General features: G+C 54.8%; 18 protein-coding genes. 4 read left to right on the forward strand and 14 right to left on the reverse strand.

The window, feature by feature from the left end; all coding sequences use genetic code 11:
* Positions 1-25 precede the first annotated feature (25 nt).
* Both pagP and cspE read left to right on the forward strand, forming a co-directional pair.
* On the forward strand, positions 26-643 hold the full coding sequence (pagP, locus tag AB6V08_RS20755) for a lipid IV(A) palmitoyltransferase PagP (RefSeq protein ID WP_439649905.1): 618 nt from the start codon (positions 26-28) through the stop codon (positions 641-643).
* A 190-nt stretch (positions 644-833) separates the two neighbouring features.
* The gene (cspE, locus tag AB6V08_RS20760; protein ID WP_000034825.1) at positions 834-1043 is read left to right on the forward strand and encodes a transcription antiterminator/RNA stability regulator CspE; all 210 of its coding nucleotides are present in this window, start codon (positions 834-836) and stop codon (positions 1041-1043) included.
* A gap of 219 nt (positions 1044-1262) precedes the next feature.
* On the opposite strand, the gene crcB is transcribed toward cspE, so the two are convergent.
* On the reverse strand, positions 1263-1646 hold the full coding sequence (crcB, locus tag AB6V08_RS20765) for a fluoride efflux transporter CrcB (RefSeq protein WP_368544697.1): 384 nt from the start codon (positions 1644-1646) through the stop codon (positions 1263-1265).
* A 66-nt stretch (positions 1647-1712) separates the two neighbouring features.
* Between crcB and AB6V08_RS20770 the strand changes: the two genes are divergently transcribed.
* Entirely contained in the window at positions 1713-2501 is a 789-nt protein-coding gene (locus AB6V08_RS20770; protein WP_368544698.1) for a deaminated glutathione amidase, read from the forward strand.
* A 125-nt stretch (positions 2502-2626) separates the two neighbouring features.
* On the forward strand, positions 2627-2830 hold the full coding sequence (gene tatE / locus AB6V08_RS20775; protein ID WP_014069320.1) for a twin-arginine translocase subunit TatE: 204 nt from the start codon (positions 2627-2629) through the stop codon (positions 2828-2830).
* Between the two features lie 83 nt (positions 2831-2913).
* Here the strand turns inward: tatE and lipA are convergent, their stop codons facing one another.
* The 13 genes from lipA to lptE all read right to left on the reverse strand — a co-directional run bounded on the left by lipA (position 2914) and on the right by lptE (position 15287).
* Positions 2914-3879: a lipoyl synthase gene (gene lipA, locus AB6V08_RS20780; RefSeq protein WP_259389792.1), complete on the reverse strand. Its 966-nt coding sequence runs from the start codon at positions 3877-3879 to the stop codon at positions 2914-2916.
* A gap of 207 nt (positions 3880-4086) precedes the next feature.
* Positions 4087-5040 carry a YbeF family transcriptional regulator gene (locus AB6V08_RS20785; RefSeq protein WP_368544699.1) on the reverse strand — a complete coding sequence of 318 codons (954 nt, stop codon included), beginning with the start codon at positions 5038-5040 and terminating at the stop codon, positions 4087-4089.
* Positions 5041-5341: 301 nt separating this feature from the next.
* Positions 5342-5983, reverse strand: a complete 642-nt coding sequence (lipB, locus tag AB6V08_RS20790; RefSeq protein WP_368544700.1) for a lipoyl(octanoyl) transferase LipB — start codon at positions 5981-5983, stop codon at positions 5342-5344.
* 94 nt (positions 5984-6077) lie between these two features.
* A complete protein-coding gene (gene ybeD / locus AB6V08_RS20795) occupies positions 6078-6341 on the reverse strand; it encodes a DUF493 family protein YbeD (protein WP_006177135.1) in 264 nt (87 codons plus the stop codon).
* 106 nt (positions 6342-6447) lie between these two features.
* Positions 6448-7659 carry a D-alanyl-D-alanine carboxypeptidase DacA gene (dacA, locus tag AB6V08_RS20800; protein ID WP_368544701.1) on the reverse strand — a complete coding sequence of 404 codons (1212 nt, stop codon included), beginning with the start codon at positions 7657-7659 and terminating at the stop codon, positions 6448-6450.
* Positions 7660-7798: 139 nt separating this feature from the next.
* A complete protein-coding gene (rlpA, locus tag AB6V08_RS20805) occupies positions 7799-8908 on the reverse strand; it encodes an endolytic peptidoglycan transglycosylase RlpA (RefSeq protein WP_368544702.1) in 1110 nt (369 codons plus the stop codon).
* Between the two features lie 16 nt (positions 8909-8924).
* Positions 8925-10037 (reverse strand): peptidoglycan glycosyltransferase MrdB, encoded by a 1113-nt coding sequence (gene mrdB, locus AB6V08_RS20810; protein WP_131633072.1) that lies wholly within the window; start codon positions 10035-10037, stop codon positions 8925-8927.
* A 2-nt stretch (positions 10038-10039) separates the two neighbouring features.
* Complete coding sequence (gene mrdA / locus AB6V08_RS20815) at positions 10040-11941, reverse strand: peptidoglycan DD-transpeptidase MrdA (RefSeq protein WP_368544703.1); 1902 nt, start codon at positions 11939-11941, stop codon at positions 10040-10042.
* Between the two features lie 28 nt (positions 11942-11969).
* On the reverse strand, positions 11970-12437 hold the full coding sequence (gene rlmH / locus AB6V08_RS20820; protein ID WP_003858701.1) for a 23S rRNA (pseudouridine(1915)-N(3))-methyltransferase RlmH: 468 nt from the start codon (positions 12435-12437) through the stop codon (positions 11970-11972).
* A 3-nt stretch (positions 12438-12440) separates the two neighbouring features.
* Positions 12441-12758 (reverse strand): ribosome silencing factor, encoded by a 318-nt coding sequence (rsfS, locus tag AB6V08_RS20825; RefSeq protein WP_368544704.1) that lies wholly within the window; start codon positions 12756-12758, stop codon positions 12441-12443.
* Positions 12759-13028: 270 nt separating this feature from the next.
* Complete coding sequence (gene nadD, locus AB6V08_RS20830) at positions 13029-13694, reverse strand: nicotinate-nucleotide adenylyltransferase (RefSeq protein ID WP_368544705.1); 666 nt, start codon at positions 13692-13694, stop codon at positions 13029-13031.
* Complete coding sequence (gene holA / locus AB6V08_RS20835; protein WP_368544707.1) at positions 13687-14718, reverse strand: DNA polymerase III subunit delta; 1032 nt, start codon at positions 14716-14718, stop codon at positions 13687-13689. Before holA ends, nadD begins: the two co-directional genes overlap by 8 nt.
* Complete coding sequence (gene lptE / locus AB6V08_RS20840) at positions 14718-15287, reverse strand: LPS assembly lipoprotein LptE (RefSeq protein WP_368544708.1); 570 nt, start codon at positions 15285-15287, stop codon at positions 14718-14720. Before lptE ends, holA begins: the two co-directional genes overlap by 1 nt.

A 15287-nucleotide genomic window follows, 5' to 3' on the forward strand; every position in this document is an offset into this window, starting at 1 on the left:
CGTTAAGGTTTCATTCAACTATTGTATGGTAAACTCTGCCTCTAATACTAAGAATGGTAATTGCATCGTGATCGTACGAAATAAGTTTTTCTTGATTTTATTGTTTATTTTTGCGCAGTTAACGTTATCAACTGTGGCTATGGCAGAAGACAACGCGACGGATAAAGGCTGGTTCTCAACTTTTACGGATAACGTCGCGCAAACCTGGAAGGAGCCTGAGCATTACGATCTCTATGTCCCGGCAATAACCTGGCACGCGCGCTTTGCGTACGACAAAGAAAAGACGGACAAATACAACGAGCGTCCCTGGGGCGCTGGTTTTGGTCAGTCGCGCTGGGATGAAAAAGGAAACTGGCACGGCCTCTACCTGATGGCCTTTAAAGACTCCTTCAACAAGTGGGAACCCATCGGCGGCTACGGTTGGGAGAAGACCTGGCGACCGCTGGCGGACGATAATTTTCACATTGGCCTGGGTTATACCGCAGGGGTAACCGCGCGCGATAACTGGAAATATATCCCAATTCCGGTGCTGTTGCCGCTGGCCTCCATTGGCTACGGCCCGGCTACGTTCCAGATGACCTATATTCCAGGAACTTATAACAACGGTAACGTTTACTTTGCGTGGATGCGTTTTCAGTTTTAACTGAGAAAACTTTACGTAGTGGTGAAAAAACGTACCGCCTTTGAATCATAAAGGATAAAAATGCGTCAGCTAAAATTAACGCGACTTTTGTCACTTTTTATCAAAGATCCGCTGGACAAAACGTCCCACAATTGTTGTACTGATACCCGACACAGCATTTGTGTCGTTTTTTAATGTAAAGGTAATTTTGATGTCTAAGATTAAAGGTAACGTTAAGTGGTTTAATGAGTCCAAAGGATTCGGTTTCATTACTCCAGAAGATGGCAGCAAAGACGTGTTCGTACACTTCTCTGCAATCCAGACTAATGGTTTCAAAACCCTGGCTGAAGGTCAGCGCGTTGAGTTTGAAATCACTAACGGTGCCAAAGGCCCTTCTGCTGCTAACGTAATCGCTCTGTAATTCAGACGCGTCAGCAAGAATTTCAAAACCCGCTCACTGAGCGGGTTTTTTTCGTTTTGAATCAGCCAAGAAGATACATTTTCAGGAAGCTGGCGATAATCAGCACGCTCAACAACACCATTCCTGCACTCATCAGACTCTCTTTCATTCCGTCACCCTCGTTCTTTATTGCAACCAGAGTGACAGAGAAAAATTAAGCCAACATTAACGCTCCGGGACTTATTGCGTGCTGGCTGAGGAAAATAGCCAAAATGCGAGCGCCGTCATCGCGAACGAGCCGAGCAGGTTAACGGCAATATTGGTAAATGCCCAGGTGAAACGCCCTTCCTGTAACAGGAACACCACTTCAGCAGAGAAGGTGGAGAAGGTGGTCAGCCCGCCGCAGAAGCCGGTGGTGATCAATAACTTCCACATCGGGTCGATATGGGTCATCCGGTTAAACCAGGCCAGCCCTGCGCCGATAATAAATGCTCCAATCAGGTTTGCCGCAAGCGTTCCCATCGGGATCGCCTGATGCAGCGGATTAAAACGCATACTCAAGAACCACCGCGCAACGCTACCTGTTCCTCCACCGATAAAAACGGCTAAAAGTAGTTGTAACACTCGAATACCTGCTATTTGATGTGTAAGAGCGTCAAGTTTAACGCTGATTACTGACAGGGGACAAATATGCATGTTGCGGTAGGGCAGTTTGCGGTCACGCCGGACTGGGAAACAAACGCCCGCACCTGCGTGGCGCTGATGGCACAGGCGCGGGAAAAGGGCGCGTCGCTGCTGGTACTTCCCGAGGCGCTGCTGGCGCGGGATGATAGCGATCCCGATATGTCGGTGAAATCAGCCCAGCCGCTGGACGGCGGGTTTTTACGCCTGCTGCTCGCGGAAAGCGCTGGCAACACGCTGACAACCATTTTGACCGTGCATGTTCCCTCCACGGCTGGCAGGGCGGTCAATACGCTGGTGGTGCTGCGCGCGGGTGCGATTGTGGCGAGCTACGCCAAGCTGCACCTCTACGATGCGTTCAGCATCCAGGAATCCCGCCTTGTCGATCCCGGCGAGCATATTCCTCCGCTGATTGAAATTGACGGAATGAATATCGGACTGATGACCTGCTACGACCTGCGCTTCCCGGAGCTGGCGTTAAGCCTGGCGCTTCAGGGCGCGGATGTGCTGGTGTTGCCTGCCGCGTGGGTGAAAGGCCCGTTAAAAGAGCATCACTGGGCCACGCTGCTGGCCGCCCGCGCGCTGGATACCACCTGCTACGTCGTGGCGGCGGGGGAGTGCGGCAATAAGAATATCGGCCAGAGCCGGGTTATCGATCCGCTCGGCGTGACGATTGCCGCAGCGGCGGAAGGGCCCGATTTGATCTTCGCTGAGATAATTTCGGCGCGAATTGCGCTTGCGCGTCAGCAGCTGCCTGTCCTGCGCAACCGACGGTTTGCGCCACCGCAATTATTGTGATGTTTTTTTCAACAATGCTTGATTCACCTTGTTACAGATTGCTATTGTGTGCGCGCGCCAAATGACCGTTAATACATTCAGGTTTTTGGCGCTGAATGCAGCCTGTTTAAGTAAAGAAGGTATCTATGGGTGAGATTAGTATTACCAAACTGCTGGTGGTTGCCGCACTGGTCGTCCTGCTGTTTGGTACCAAGAAGTTACGCACGCTGGGTGGCGATCTGGGTGCTGCCATTAAAGGCTTCAAGAAAGCGATGAATGACGATGATGCGGCAGCGAAGAAAAGCGCCGAAGACGACGTCCCGGCTGAGAAGCTTTCTCACAAAGAGTAATCGTGAAGCCTGAGGGCTAGCGAAAAAAAACCGGCTCAGTGGCCGGTTTTTTTATCGCGTTAATGTAAATAAATATTTCAGATTTACTTAACTTCTTCGCCTTTCGCCTGCATATCGGCGTGATAGGAAGAACGAACGAACGGGCCGCACGCCGCGTGGGTGAAGCCCATCGCCATCGCTTCCGCTTTCATTTCGTCAAACTCATCCGGGCTAACGTAGCGTTGTACCGGCAGGTGGTGACGGCTAGGCTGCAGATACTGGCCCAGCGTCAGCATGGTCACGCCGTGGCGACGCAGATCGCGCATCACTTCCACGATCTCAGCGTTGGTTTCACCCAAGCCAACCATCAAACCGGATTTGGTCGGAATATGCGGATGGGCTTCTTTAAAGCGCTCGAGCAGCTTCAGGGACCAGTTGTAGTCCGCGCCCGGACGAACCTGGCGATAGATACGCGGCACGTTTTCCAGGTTGTGGTTGAACACGTCTGGCGGCGTCGCGGTCAGAATATCCAGCGCGCGATCCATACGTCCGCGGAAGTCCGGCACCAGCGTTTCAATTTTAATGTTTGGGCTCTTCTCACGAATGGCCGTGATGCAGTCGGCAAAGTGCTGAGCACCGCCGTCGCGCAGATCGTCACGGTCAACCGAGGTGATGACCACATAGCGCAGCGCCATGTCGGCAATGGTCTGAGCCAGCTTTTGCGGTTCGTTAGCGTCAGGCGCAACCGGGCGACCGTGCGCAACGTCGCAGAACGGACAGCGGCGGGTGCAGATGGCGCCCAGAATCATGAAGGTCGCTGTACCGTGGTTAAAACATTCAGCAAGGTTGGGGCAAGAGGCTTCTTCACAAACGGAGTGAAGGCCATTTTTGCGCATCGCCGCTTTGATCCCCTGGATACGCGAAGAGTCGGCCGGAAGTTTGATTTTCATCCATTCCGGTTTTCTTAACAGCGCTTCGCGCTCTGTAGCCACGTTTTTAACCGGGATAAGGGCCATTTTATCGGCATCGCGGTATTTAACACCGCGTTCCATCACAATGGGTTTACTCATAGCGTGCGTGTTCCAGTTGCGAATATCGAAGGAAAGCGTTTCAATTCAAGGGAATGTTGTATTTATCAACTATTTTTGAACGAACGACAGGCAGTATATCATTGAAACGGCCTGTAAAGCAGCCTGTCAGGTCGCCAATTTGTAAAATAGTTGTTGTTTTGTGCGTTTTGCCCTGCACCAGGCAGGGACTTGTCCTGACGGGGGCTTTCAGAAGGCCTGACGGATAACGTTAATGACGTTTTCGAGAACCGGATCGCGCAGGCTGAGCTTGTTATAATGCAGAGAAATTTCAATGCATTCCGTGTTCAGCTGCGGCAGAGGAATGCTCTGTAGCGGCCAGCATTTGCACAGTAATGTGAACAGCCGCGCGGGCATGACGCACAGCATATCGCTGCTGCCGATCAGGGATGCCATGGTAAACATATTGTAACTGCTGAAGCTCACCTGACGTTCCGGGAAGATTTCATCGATACGCTGACGCAGAAGGTTCATGGTCTGCCCTTCGGTCATAAAGGACGAATGCTCGTAGCTGCGCAGGTTTTCAATCGTCAGCGGTTGGCCGAGCGCCGGGTGGTGCTGGCGGCACACCAGCACCAGGGTATCTGCATACAGAACGTTCTGCCCGAGCGCTCGCGCGCTGAAGTTATTGCTGTCGATAATCAGGTCGGTCTGGAACTGGGCTAGCTGCGTCTCAGGCTCGCTGACGGGAATATTGCGCAGCAAAAGCTGCGGCGAGTGCTCTTTGACGGCCTTATAGATGGTAGGCATCACCAGCACGCCTACCGAAGGGGATGTCCCAATCGTGATGGTGCGTTGCTTGTCGTAGCTGCCGGTTAAATCCAGCGCCCCAAGAATGGACTCCAGCCCCTGGCTGATGTACTCATGAAGATGGGTAGCATAGGCCGTGGGGGTTACGCCCTGGCCTTTACGAATAAATAAGGGATCGGGAAATATAGCGCGCAATTTTTGAATTGACTGACTAATTGCGGAAGGCGTGAGGTTAAGAATTTTCGCAGCATTAACGATACCCTTATGGACATATACTGCCTCAAAAATAGTCAATAAATTGAGATCAATATTACGTAAAGTCCGAAAGATTTGCGGTTTATCTTCACCGACGGGGTCGTTCAGGCGTTTGGCTGGTAAATTATTATACTCCACGCTTTCACTCCGTATTCATTCACAATATGAATGATAGTTGAATTTATTTATTATGCCTGTAGAGATTCGTAAAGTGTTTTAAGGACGTAACTTGCTTATCGAAAACAAACAGTTGTGTGATTATCACGCAGGCTACGTGAGTCTCGTAATCAGCACGAACAGTGGGCTGAATAATATGTAGCGCTAATATTCGGGCGCGTTCAGGCGCTTCGAAAATATAGAATCTGCTGAATATTGTAAAGGGTAAATGCGGGAAATAAGCAGCGGCCCGTCAAATTATCGGGCCAGCATGTATTATATATTAAGCAGTGATATATTCGTGGGGAGGATTGTTAAGTAGCGCTAAAAACTTGTTCAAAAGCACAGGTCGAATAATATCAGGCTTTGCTGTTTCTACCCACTGGCGCATTTGCGTCATTTCCATTCCGGCATAGCCGCAGGGGTTGATGCGCAAGAACGGCGTGAGATCCATATTAATATTTAGCGCCAGCCCGTGAAACGAGCAGCCTTTCCGAATGCGCAGGCCCAGAGAGCAGATCTTCATTTCCCCAACGTACACGCCCGGCGCATCGGCACGCGGGTGGGCATCGATACCGTATTCGGCAAGGGTATCCACCACGGTTTGTTCCAGCAGGGTGACCAGATCGCGCACGCCCAGCTTTCTGCGCTTCAGGTTGAGCAGCACATACATCACCTGCTGACCCGGCCCGTGATAGGTCACCTGGCCGCCGCGATCGCTCTGGATCACCGGAATATCCCCGGTCATCAGCAAATGCTCTGCTTTACCTGCCTGTCCCTGCGTAAACACCGGCAGGTGTTCAACCAGCCAGATTTCGTCTGGTGTCGTTTCATCGCGAGAGTCGGTGAAGTCATGCATAGCCTGAGAGACAGGCTCATAGGGCTGCAGCCCGAGGTTGCGGACGAGGATTTTATCCTGGAACAAAACGGTGTCTCCGAAGACAAGGGAGAAAAGGTGAGGGGGATTATATCACAGCGGGAAGGCGGGTTACCCGGCAAACCGGGTAACCGCAGAGGGACTACAGCACCATACGAACAATTTCGATATTGCCGAGCTCTTCGTACAGTGTCTCAACCTGCTCAATGTGTGTAGCGGTAATAGTGATAGAAACCGAGTGGTAGTTGCCCTTGCTGCTTGGTTTTACTGACGGAGAGTAGTCGCCCGGCGCATGGCGCTGTACCACTTCAACCACCTGATCAACCAGCTCAGGTTTCGCCAGACCCATTACTTTGTAAGTAAATGAGGTAGGGAATTCAAGCAGTTCGTTAAGTTTGGTTTTCATGTCAGCTCCGGCGTAACGTCAAAAAATAATAACTCCCACGTCAGGTGGGAGTTATCAGGATACTTAGTATATGGGGATCAAAATCACACTTTCAAGTGTTCAATTTTTAGCCAAACCAGTGATGGAACATCAGCTTAATGTAATCAATGATTTTGCCGAAGAAATTGCCTTCCGGGATCTCTTCCAGAACCACCAGCGGACGCTGATCGATGGTTTTGCCGTCCAGCTGGAAGTTGATGGTGCCCACAACCTGGTTTTTCTGCAGCGGCGCGTGCAGCTCGGTGGTGTTCAGCACGTAGCTGGCTTTCAGATCCTTCATGCGGCCGCGTGGGATGGTCAGATACAGATCTTTATCCACGCCCAGAGAAGCACGGTCGTTGTCGCCAAACCAGACTGGCTCGGAGGCAAACTCTTTACCTGCCTTCAGCGGGTTAACGGTTTCGAAGAAACGGAAGCCCCAGGTCAGCAGTTTTTTACTTTCAGTTTCACGACCTTTAAAGGTACGACCGCCCATTACCGCGGAGATCAGACGCATCTGACCTTCGGTTGCGGAAGCCACCAGGTTGTAGCCCGCTTTGTCGGTATGGCCGGTTTTGATGCCGTCCACGTTCAGGCTGTTATCCCACAGCAGGCCGTTACGGTTGGTCTGGCGGATACCGTTGAAGGTGAACTCTTTCTCTTTATAGATAGAGTATTCGTTTGGCACGTCGCGGATGAGCGCCTGGCCAATCAGCGCCATGTCGCGCGCGGAGCTGTACTGACCCTCAGCGTCCAGGCCGTGAACGGTCTGGAAATGGCTGTTTTTCAGGCCCAGGGCAGACACGTAGCTGTTCATCAGGCCAACAAACGCGTCCTGGCTACCGGCGGCGAAATCCGCCATTGCTACGCACGCATCGTTACCTGACTGCAGGTTGATGCCGCGGATCAGCTGAGATACCGGAACCTGCATCCCTGGCTTCAGGAACATCAGGGATGAGCCTTTGAACACCGGGTTGCCGGTCGCCCAGGCATCGTTACCGATGGTGACCAGGTCGGTTTCTTTGAATTTGCCTGCTTTCATTGCCTGGCCGATAACGTAGCTGGTCATCATTTTGGTCAGGCTGGCAGGATCGCGGCGGGTGTCGGCATTTTGTTCTGCCAGAACTTTGCCAGAGTTGTAATCGATCAGGATGTAGGATTCCGCGTCAATTTGCGGAACGCCAGGGATCATGGTCTTGATATTCAGGTCATCGGCGTGGGCTGCGGACATGGCAGCTGCGCAAAGGGCCGTGGTCAGCGCCATGCGCTTCACAAAACGAGCAGTAAAAGTGGTCTTCATGGTCAGAACTACGACATCCGTGATGGAATTAAAAAAAGTGCCTTACTATAGCAAATGCTATACAGGCAGGCATCCGACTTTCGGTATGAGTTTGTGAATGTTAGTTACACAAACCGACAATTCGGATACCGCCGATTAATTACTTTGCAACAGTGATAAATGACTGCAGCTGCGCTTCGCTTTGCAGACGCTGTTGCAGGGACGCCGCCTGAGACTTGCTGGCAAACGGCCCCATCTGAATACGCCATACCGCACCGTTTTGCTCAACGCGACCCGGCACGCTGAACTGCTGACTTAAACGCTGCTGATACTGCTGGGCGCGAGCCTGATCGCTTACGGCACCCACCTGCACGACAAAACCGCCGCTGGATGCGGCCGGTGCAGCGACCGCTGCGCTCTGCGTTGCAGAAGGCGCGGTGACGGGCGCGGGCTGAGTTACCGGAGTGGCGACGACCGGCGCCGGCGCTGGCTCACTGCCTTCCAGCACGCCCGAAGCTAAGGTGGTCGGTGCGCCGAGGAAACCGCTGCTTTTCACCGGAGCGCCCGTGGTGTCGTCGCTTTGCAGCGTGTCGTTGCTGATGGCGCGCACTTCACCCTGCGGCTGAGCGGGCTCTGCCGGGGAAGATGCACCGCCCATACCGCCGCTTAAATCCGGGCGAGCGGGCAGGGCGTAGGTTTGTTTTGCGACGGTGGTACAGGCCGTACCCGGGCCGGACAGCGTGCCGTCCTGCGCGACGATGATCGGATCGATACGGACTTTGGTGTTATTCGAGGTGTTCAGACGGTCAGCGGCGGCGCGGGAGAGTGAAATCACGCGATCGTTACCGTAAGGGCCGCGATCGTTGATACGCACCACGATCATACGGCCATTCGCCAGGTTCGTGACGCGAACATAGCTTGGAATAGGGAGCGTTGGATGCGCCGCGGTGATCTGCATCGGATCGAAGGTTTCGCCCGATGCGGTCAGGTTGCTGCCCGGCTCGGCATCGTAAATGGCGGCAAAACCGGCCTGGCTGAAGCGGGACGGGTCTTGCACGATTTTGTAGCTTTTGCCGTCGCGCTGATAATCCTGGTTTGCCGTTGCGTTCAGCGGCTCATAGATTGGATCGGCACCGCTGATTTCGACAATCGGGCCGTTACAGACCGCAGGCTGCGGCGGCGCAACGGTCGCCTGCTGCTGACCATCATCACTTGTACAGGCTGCAAGCAAACTTGCTGCGATGCAGATACCCAGCCACTGCTTACGCATTGCGATCCCCTTATTTTTATACGCTTTTGGACAACATTTTTCTGTGGGTATGGATCGACATCACGATACCAAACCCGGCCATCAACACGATCAGTGCCGAGCCTCCGTAACTCACCAGCGGCAGCGGTACGCCCACCACGGGCAGAATTCCACTCACCATACCAATATTTACGAAGACATAAACGAATAAAATCAGCATCAAGCCGCCCGCCATAACGCGACCGAAGGTAGTCTGGGCGCGTGCGGCGATCCACAGTCCACGCATAATCAGCAGCACGTAGAGCGCCAGCAAAATCAAGATGCCCACCAGCCCCAGCTCTTCCGCCAGAACGGCAAAAATAAAGTCGGTGTGGCGTTCGGGTAAGAACTCCAGCTGCGATTGCGTGCCGTGCAGCCAGCCTTTGCCGCGCAGGCCGCCGGAGCCGATCGCAATTTTCGACTGAATAATATGATAGCCCGCGCCCAGCGGGTCGGTTTCCGGATCGAGCAGCATCATCACGCGCTGGCGCTGATAATCATGCATCAGGAAGAACCAGAGAATAGGGATAAAGGCCGCCACCAGCACCACGGCGATACCAATCAGACGCCAGCTCAGGCCCGACAGGAACAGTACGAACAGACCGGAGAGCGCGATAAGAATCGACGTACCGAGGTCAGGCTGTGCGGCAACCAGCAGGGTAGGCAGGAAAATTAACACCAGCGCGATAGCGGTATTCTTCAGTGACGGCGGGCACACGTCGCGGTTGATAAAGCGCGCCACCATCAGCGGCACGGCGATTTTCGCGATTTCCGACGGCTGGAAGCGGACAATGCCCAGATCCAGCCAGCGCTGCGCCCCTTTGGAGATGGCGCCGAACGCATCCACCGCCACCAGCAGCACAATACAGAAGATATACAGGTAGGGCGCCCAGCCTTCGTACACGCGCGGCGGGATTTGCGCCATCACCACCATAATCACCAGGCCCATCGCAATCTGGCCGATTTTGCGCTCCATCATGCCGATGTCCTGGCCGCTGGCGCTCCAGATAACCAGGGCGCTGTATACCAGCAGCGCGAGAAGGATCAGCAGCATGGCTGGGTCGATGTGGATCTTATCCCACAGCGATTTTTTATTTGGATTGTCCGTCATGATTATTGGTCCTCCGCCGCTGCGGATGCCGGGTTTTCAGCCGGCAGTTCGGTGTTGTTGTCACCCAGCATGATGTGGTCGAGGATCTGGCGCATGATGGTACCTACCGCCGGACCTGCGCCGCCGTTTTCCAGAATCATCGCCACCGCAACCTGCGGGTTATCATAAGGGGCAAACGCCGTCATCAGCTTGTGGTCACGCAGACGCTCGGCGATTCGGTGCGCGTTATAGGTTTCATTCGCCTTCAGGCCGAATACCTGCGCCGTACCGGATTTTGCCGCGACTTTATACGGCGCCCCGGCGAAGTATTTATGCGCCGTTCCGTTGGCACGGTTGGCAACGCCGTACATGCCGTCTTTGGCGATTTCCCAGAAGCCGGAGTGAATGTCCCCAACGGGCGTCTCGTGCGGCTGGATCCAGGGCACTTTTTTGCCGTCTTCCACCGTGCTCATCAGCAGGTGAGGGACTTTCACCACGCCATCGTTGATAAGGATCATCATCGCCTTGTTCATCTGGATCGGCGTTGCCGTCCAGTAGCCTTGGCCGATGCCCACCGGGATGGTATCCCCCTGGTACCACGGCTTTTTAAAGCGTTTTAGCTTCCACTCGCGGGTCGGCATGTTGCCGGAACGCTCTTCCGACAGGTCAACCCCGGTGTAGTGCCCGTAGCCGAACTTGCTCATCCACTGGGAAAGACGGTCGATCCCCATGTCATAGGCGACCTGGTAGAAGAAGGTATCCGCCGATTCTTCCAGCGACTTGGTGACGTTCAGATGCCCGTGGCCCCATTTTTTCCAGTCACGGTAGCGCTTATCGGAGCCAGGCAGCTGCCACCAGCCCGGGTCAAACAGGCTGGTATTGCGGTTAATGACCCCGGCGCTCAGCGCGGAGACCGCCACGTATGGTTTAACCGTGGATGCCGGAGGGTAAACCCCCTGCGTGGCGCGGTTAACCAGCGGCGTGTTCGGGTCATTCAGCAGGCCGGAATAATCCTTGCTGGAAATACCGTCGACGAACAGGTTCGGGTCGTAGCTTGGCATAGATACCATCGCCAGAATCCCGCCGGTGCGCGGATCGGTCACCACAACCGCCGCGCGGCTGCCCGCGAGCAAGGTTTCGATATACTGCTGCAGCTTTAGGTCGAGGGTCAGGTAGACGTCGTGACCGGCCTGCGGCGGCACCTCTTTCAGCTGGCGGATCACGCGGCCGCGGTTGTTCACTTCAACCTCTTCGTAGCCGGTCTGGCCGTGCAGCACGTCTTCGTAATAACGCTCAATGCCCAGCTTGCCGATATCGTGCGTGGCGGCGTAGTTTGCCAGCTTGCCGTCTTTATCGAGCCTGTCGACGTCTTTGTCGTTAATTTTGGACACGTAGCCAATAACGTGCGTCAGCGCGGAGCCATACGGATAGTAGCGGCGTTTATAGCCTTTGACTTCCACGCCGGGAAAGCGGTACTGGTTCACGGCAAAGCGGGCAACCTGCACTTCCGTCAGGTTGGTTTTTACCGGGATGGAGGTAAAGCGGTGCGAGCGCGCGCGCTCCTTTTTGAAGGCGGCGATATCGTCGTCGTTGAGATCGACAACGCTTCTCAGCGCGTCCAGCGTATCCTGAACGTTATCCACCTTTTCCGGCATCATCTCGATTTGGTAGATGGTGCGGTTAAGCGCCAGCGGCGTGCCGTTGCGGTCGTAAATGATGCCGCGGCTCGGGGCGATAGGAACCAGCTTGATACGGTTTTCGTTGGAACGCGTTTGGTAATCGGTAAAGCGGACAATTTGCAGATTATAAAGGTTGGCGATCAGCACGCCGGTAAGCAGCAAAATCCCCGTAAAGGCGACCAGCGCCCGGCGCACAAACAGCGCGGACTCAGCCGTATAGTCGCGAAAAGAATTCTGTAGTTTCATCCGCTGCTTAATCTACCCTGGTCAGTCATTACTCGCGGTGATAGGGGTGGTTGGTAGTAATGCTCCACGCGCGGTACAGACTCTCTGCCACCAGAACCCGAACAAGCGGGTGGGGCAGGGTCAGCGCGGAGAGGGACCAACTTTGCTCTGCTGCTGCTTTGCAGGCGGGGGAGAGCCCCTCGGGTCCGCCAATCAACAGACTGACGTCGCGACCATCCTGCTTCCAGCGCTCCAGTTCGTGCGCCAGCTGCGGCGTATCCCAGGGTTTACCTGGAATATCGAGGGTGACGATGCGGTTTTTGCCTGCGGCAGCCAGCATCAGCTCACCCTCTTTATCGAGAATGCGTTTGATATCTGCGTTCTTGCCGCGCTTTCCCGCTGGGATCTCTACCAGCTCGAACGGCATATCTTTTGGGAAACGACGCAGATATTCAGTGAAACCTGTTTGTACCCAGTCCGGCATTTTGGTGCCGACGGCTACCAGCTGCAACTTCACGCATTAACCCCAGAGTTTTTCCAGCTCATACAGGCGACGACTTTCGTCCTGCATAACGTGGACAATCACATCGCCGAGATCGACAACCACCCAGTCAGCGGTCGCTTCACCTTCAACGCCAAGCGGCATCAGCCCTGCTGCGCGGGATTCCTGAACAACGTGGTCAGCAATCGAAACAACATGACGTGTAGATGTACCGGTGCAGATAATCATGCAGTCGGTGATGCTGGATTTACCCTTAACGTCGATAGCGATGATGTCCTGACCTTTCAGGTCATCAATTTTGTCGATAACAAAATCCTGGAGTGCTTTACCCTGCAAGTTTTCCCCCTGGGGTGAGTGAGATGGTGCAACTGTGAATTCGTGGCCAGACAGTATACCTGAACTGACGCCAGTGTCGGGACAAATGTCACCGGCCGGGCTTTTGAAGGCGGGTATCATCCCACCCTCCGCCTGAGATTGCATCGCCATTTTTGTAAAACAATTTCTGTAAAGCAATGCGCGGCGGGAAAGTCTGGCAGCGGAGGATATCAGCATGGACAGGCCTGTCAAGGCAGGAGAGTGAATAACAGAAATTTTCGCGCATCGCGCTCATTCTTCTGCGCTTTTCTGATACAGACCCTGCTGATGAATATAGGCCAGAACGGCGCCTGGCAGCATGTCGTCGCAGGCCAGCCCCTGCTGCAAACGCTCGCGAATAAGGGTAGCTGAAATATCAAACCACGGCGTTTCGGCCAGATAGATTTTGCCGGCAGGCTGGTTGTGAAGATCTTCAATATTATCGGTCAGGTGCGCGTCGAGCCACTGCTGGTGTTGTTCTTCACGCATGGTGAGCGGGTAGCCCGGACGGCGGCACACCAGAAGATGGCTGTTTTCCAGAATGGTTTCGTACTGATGCCAGCTCGGAAAATTGAGCAGCGAGTCCTGTCCGATGATAAACGCCAGCGGCTTATCCGGCCCCTGTTCGGCGCGCCACTCCTGCAAGGTTTGCGAAGTCCAGGAGGGGGTGTCACGATGCAGTTCCCGCTCGTCCAGGGTGAACAGCGGTTTATCGGCTATCGCCAGCGCCAGCATCTCCTTGCGCTGCTCGCTGGTGGCTTCGGGCTGAGGACGGTGCGGCGGGACATTATTGGGCATGATGATAACGCGCTGCAGGCCAATCAGGTTGGCCAGGATCTCAACCGGCTTTAAATGTCCGTAATGAACCGGATCGAAGGTGCCGCCATACAGTGCCTGTAGAGAATGCATATTATCCATCAATAAAAACGTCTGCCAGCGCCTTATGGCACAGCAGCAGAGAGAGACTTTCCAGCTCGGCCCAGACGGATTGACCGTAGTCCTGCTTGAGCGTCAGCTCGGCGCGCATCAGCAGCTGAACGGCCTGGCGCAGCTGCTCGTGACTGAGGCGGTTAATGGCCTCGGTGGTCATCGCGCGGCGGTTTTGCCATACGCGGTGTTTATCAAACAGCGCGCGCAGGGGCGTGTGGGCCGACTGGCGTTTCAGGTTGATCAGCATCACCAGTTCACGCTGAACGGTGCGCAGTAAAATTACTGGCTCACTGCCTTCAAGACGCAGCTGCTGCAAAATATGCAGGGCGCGTTTGCTTTTCGCTGAGAGCAGGGCATCCACCCAGTGGAAGGGGGTAAAGTGCGCGGCGTCGTTAACCGCCTGCTCAACGCGGGGCAGGGTCAGTTTGCCGTCAGGCCACAGCAGGGAGAGCCGGTCCAGCGCCTGCGCCAGCGCCAGCAGGTTGCCCTCATAGCAGTAGCAGAGCAGCTGATTGGCGGCATCGTCCAGCTGGAGGTTGTGCTGCTTAGCGCGAGCGGCAACCCACTTAGGCAGATGCGCCTGCTCGGGCGTCTGGCAGGTGACCTGCACCGCGTTGGCCGCCAGCTGCGTAAACCAGGCGGCGTTCTCCTGCGCTTTAGTCAGCTTGTTGCCGCGCACGATCAGCAGCAGATCGCCGTGCAGCAGGCTGACCAGCGTTGCCAGCTGTTCGTTGATCGCCGCGTTAGGGCCGTTTTCCGGCAGCAGGATCTGAATGGTCTGGCGCGAGGCAAACAGGCTCATCGCCTGGCAAAGCGAGAAAAGGGCGTTCCAGTCGGTGCTGTTGTCGATCTGAACGGTGTGGTGCTCGTCGAAACCCTGCGCCGCCGCAACGTGGCGTATGGCATCAAGGCTTTCCTGGAGCAGGAGCGGATCGTTTCCGAGTAGCAGATACGCCGCGCGCAGCCCTTCATTGAGCTGCGCGCGGAGTTGTTCAGGATACAACCTGATCATCAGTTACCCATCGAGGTAGACACCGGCGGCGAGTTCGCATCCGGTTTGTCGACGATGTCAGTACCGTCTTTCTTCGTGGCTTCGACGCTCGGCAGCTTGCGGATCAGCTGTTCCGCTGCCTTGTCGTACATTTCGTTGATGATAATTTGCTGCTCGGCATCTTTCGCCAGCGCAGTTTGCGGGTTATCAAAGAACGAACGGTAGACCTTGGTGCTGATTGGGTAGATGTCTTTACCCGGGATCAGCACGGCAGCGTTCACGTTCATCACCATCTGGTATTCCGCCGTGCGTCCGTCCTGGAAGATAGACGCGGTGTCTTTGCTCAGGGTCATACCCAGAATACGCAGTGACGGAATGTCCTGGCGCAGCGAGCTTTTTTCTACAAGCTCAACGCCGTTCAGACGCAGCTGGTTACGGACGGCACGGCTCAGCGGACCGTTCGGATCCGAGGAGTCGAAGATCATGGTTTTCATCTGGGCAGGCACTGCCGTGGTGTTGCGCAGGTGCCAGCCACAGCCAGCGGTGACAAGCACCGCCAGAGATAAGAGTATTGTTGCCAGTTGTCGCAC

This window comes from Enterobacter soli, from assembly GCF_964208575.1.
GTDB classification, from domain to species: domain Bacteria; phylum Pseudomonadota; class Gammaproteobacteria; order Enterobacterales; family Enterobacteriaceae; genus Enterobacter; species Enterobacter soli_A.

Excerpts from the sequence above, each read along its gene's own strand:
- holA (WP_368544707.1), bottom strand. The coding sequence starts at position 14,718 with ATGATCAGGTTGTATCCTGAACAACTCCGCGCGCAGCTCAATGAAGGG.
- pagP (WP_439649905.1), top strand. The coding sequence starts at position 26 with ATGGTAAACTCTGCCTCTAATACTAAGAATGGTAATTGCATCGTGATC.
- ybeD (WP_006177135.1), bottom strand. The coding sequence starts at position 6,341 with ATGAAAACCAAACTTAACGAACTGCTTGAATTCCCTACCTCATTTACT.
- nadD (WP_368544705.1), bottom strand. The coding sequence starts at position 13,694 with ATGGATAATATGCATTCTCTACAGGCACTGTATGGCGGCACCTTCGAT.
- rlpA (WP_368544702.1), bottom strand. The coding sequence starts at position 8,908 with ATGCGTAAGCAGTGGCTGGGTATCTGCATCGCAGCAAGTTTGCTTGCA.
- tatE (WP_014069320.1), top strand. The coding sequence starts at position 2,627 with ATGGGTGAGATTAGTATTACCAAACTGCTGGTGGTTGCCGCACTGGTC.
- mrdA (WP_368544703.1), bottom strand. The coding sequence starts at position 11,941 with ATGAAACTACAGAATTCTTTTCGCGACTATACGGCTGAGTCCGCGCTG.
- AB6V08_RS20770 (WP_368544698.1), top strand. The coding sequence starts at position 1,713 with ATGCATGTTGCGGTAGGGCAGTTTGCGGTCACGCCGGACTGGGAAACA.
- mrdB (WP_131633072.1), bottom strand. The coding sequence starts at position 10,037 with ATGACGGACAATCCAAATAAAAAATCGCTGTGGGATAAGATCCACATC.
- lipA (WP_259389792.1), bottom strand. The coding sequence starts at position 3,879 with ATGAGTAAACCCATTGTGATGGAACGCGGTGTTAAATACCGCGATGCC.
- dacA (WP_368544701.1), bottom strand. The coding sequence starts at position 7,659 with ATGAAGACCACTTTTACTGCTCGTTTTGTGAAGCGCATGGCGCTGACC.
- cspE (WP_000034825.1), top strand. The coding sequence starts at position 834 with ATGTCTAAGATTAAAGGTAACGTTAAGTGGTTTAATGAGTCCAAAGGA.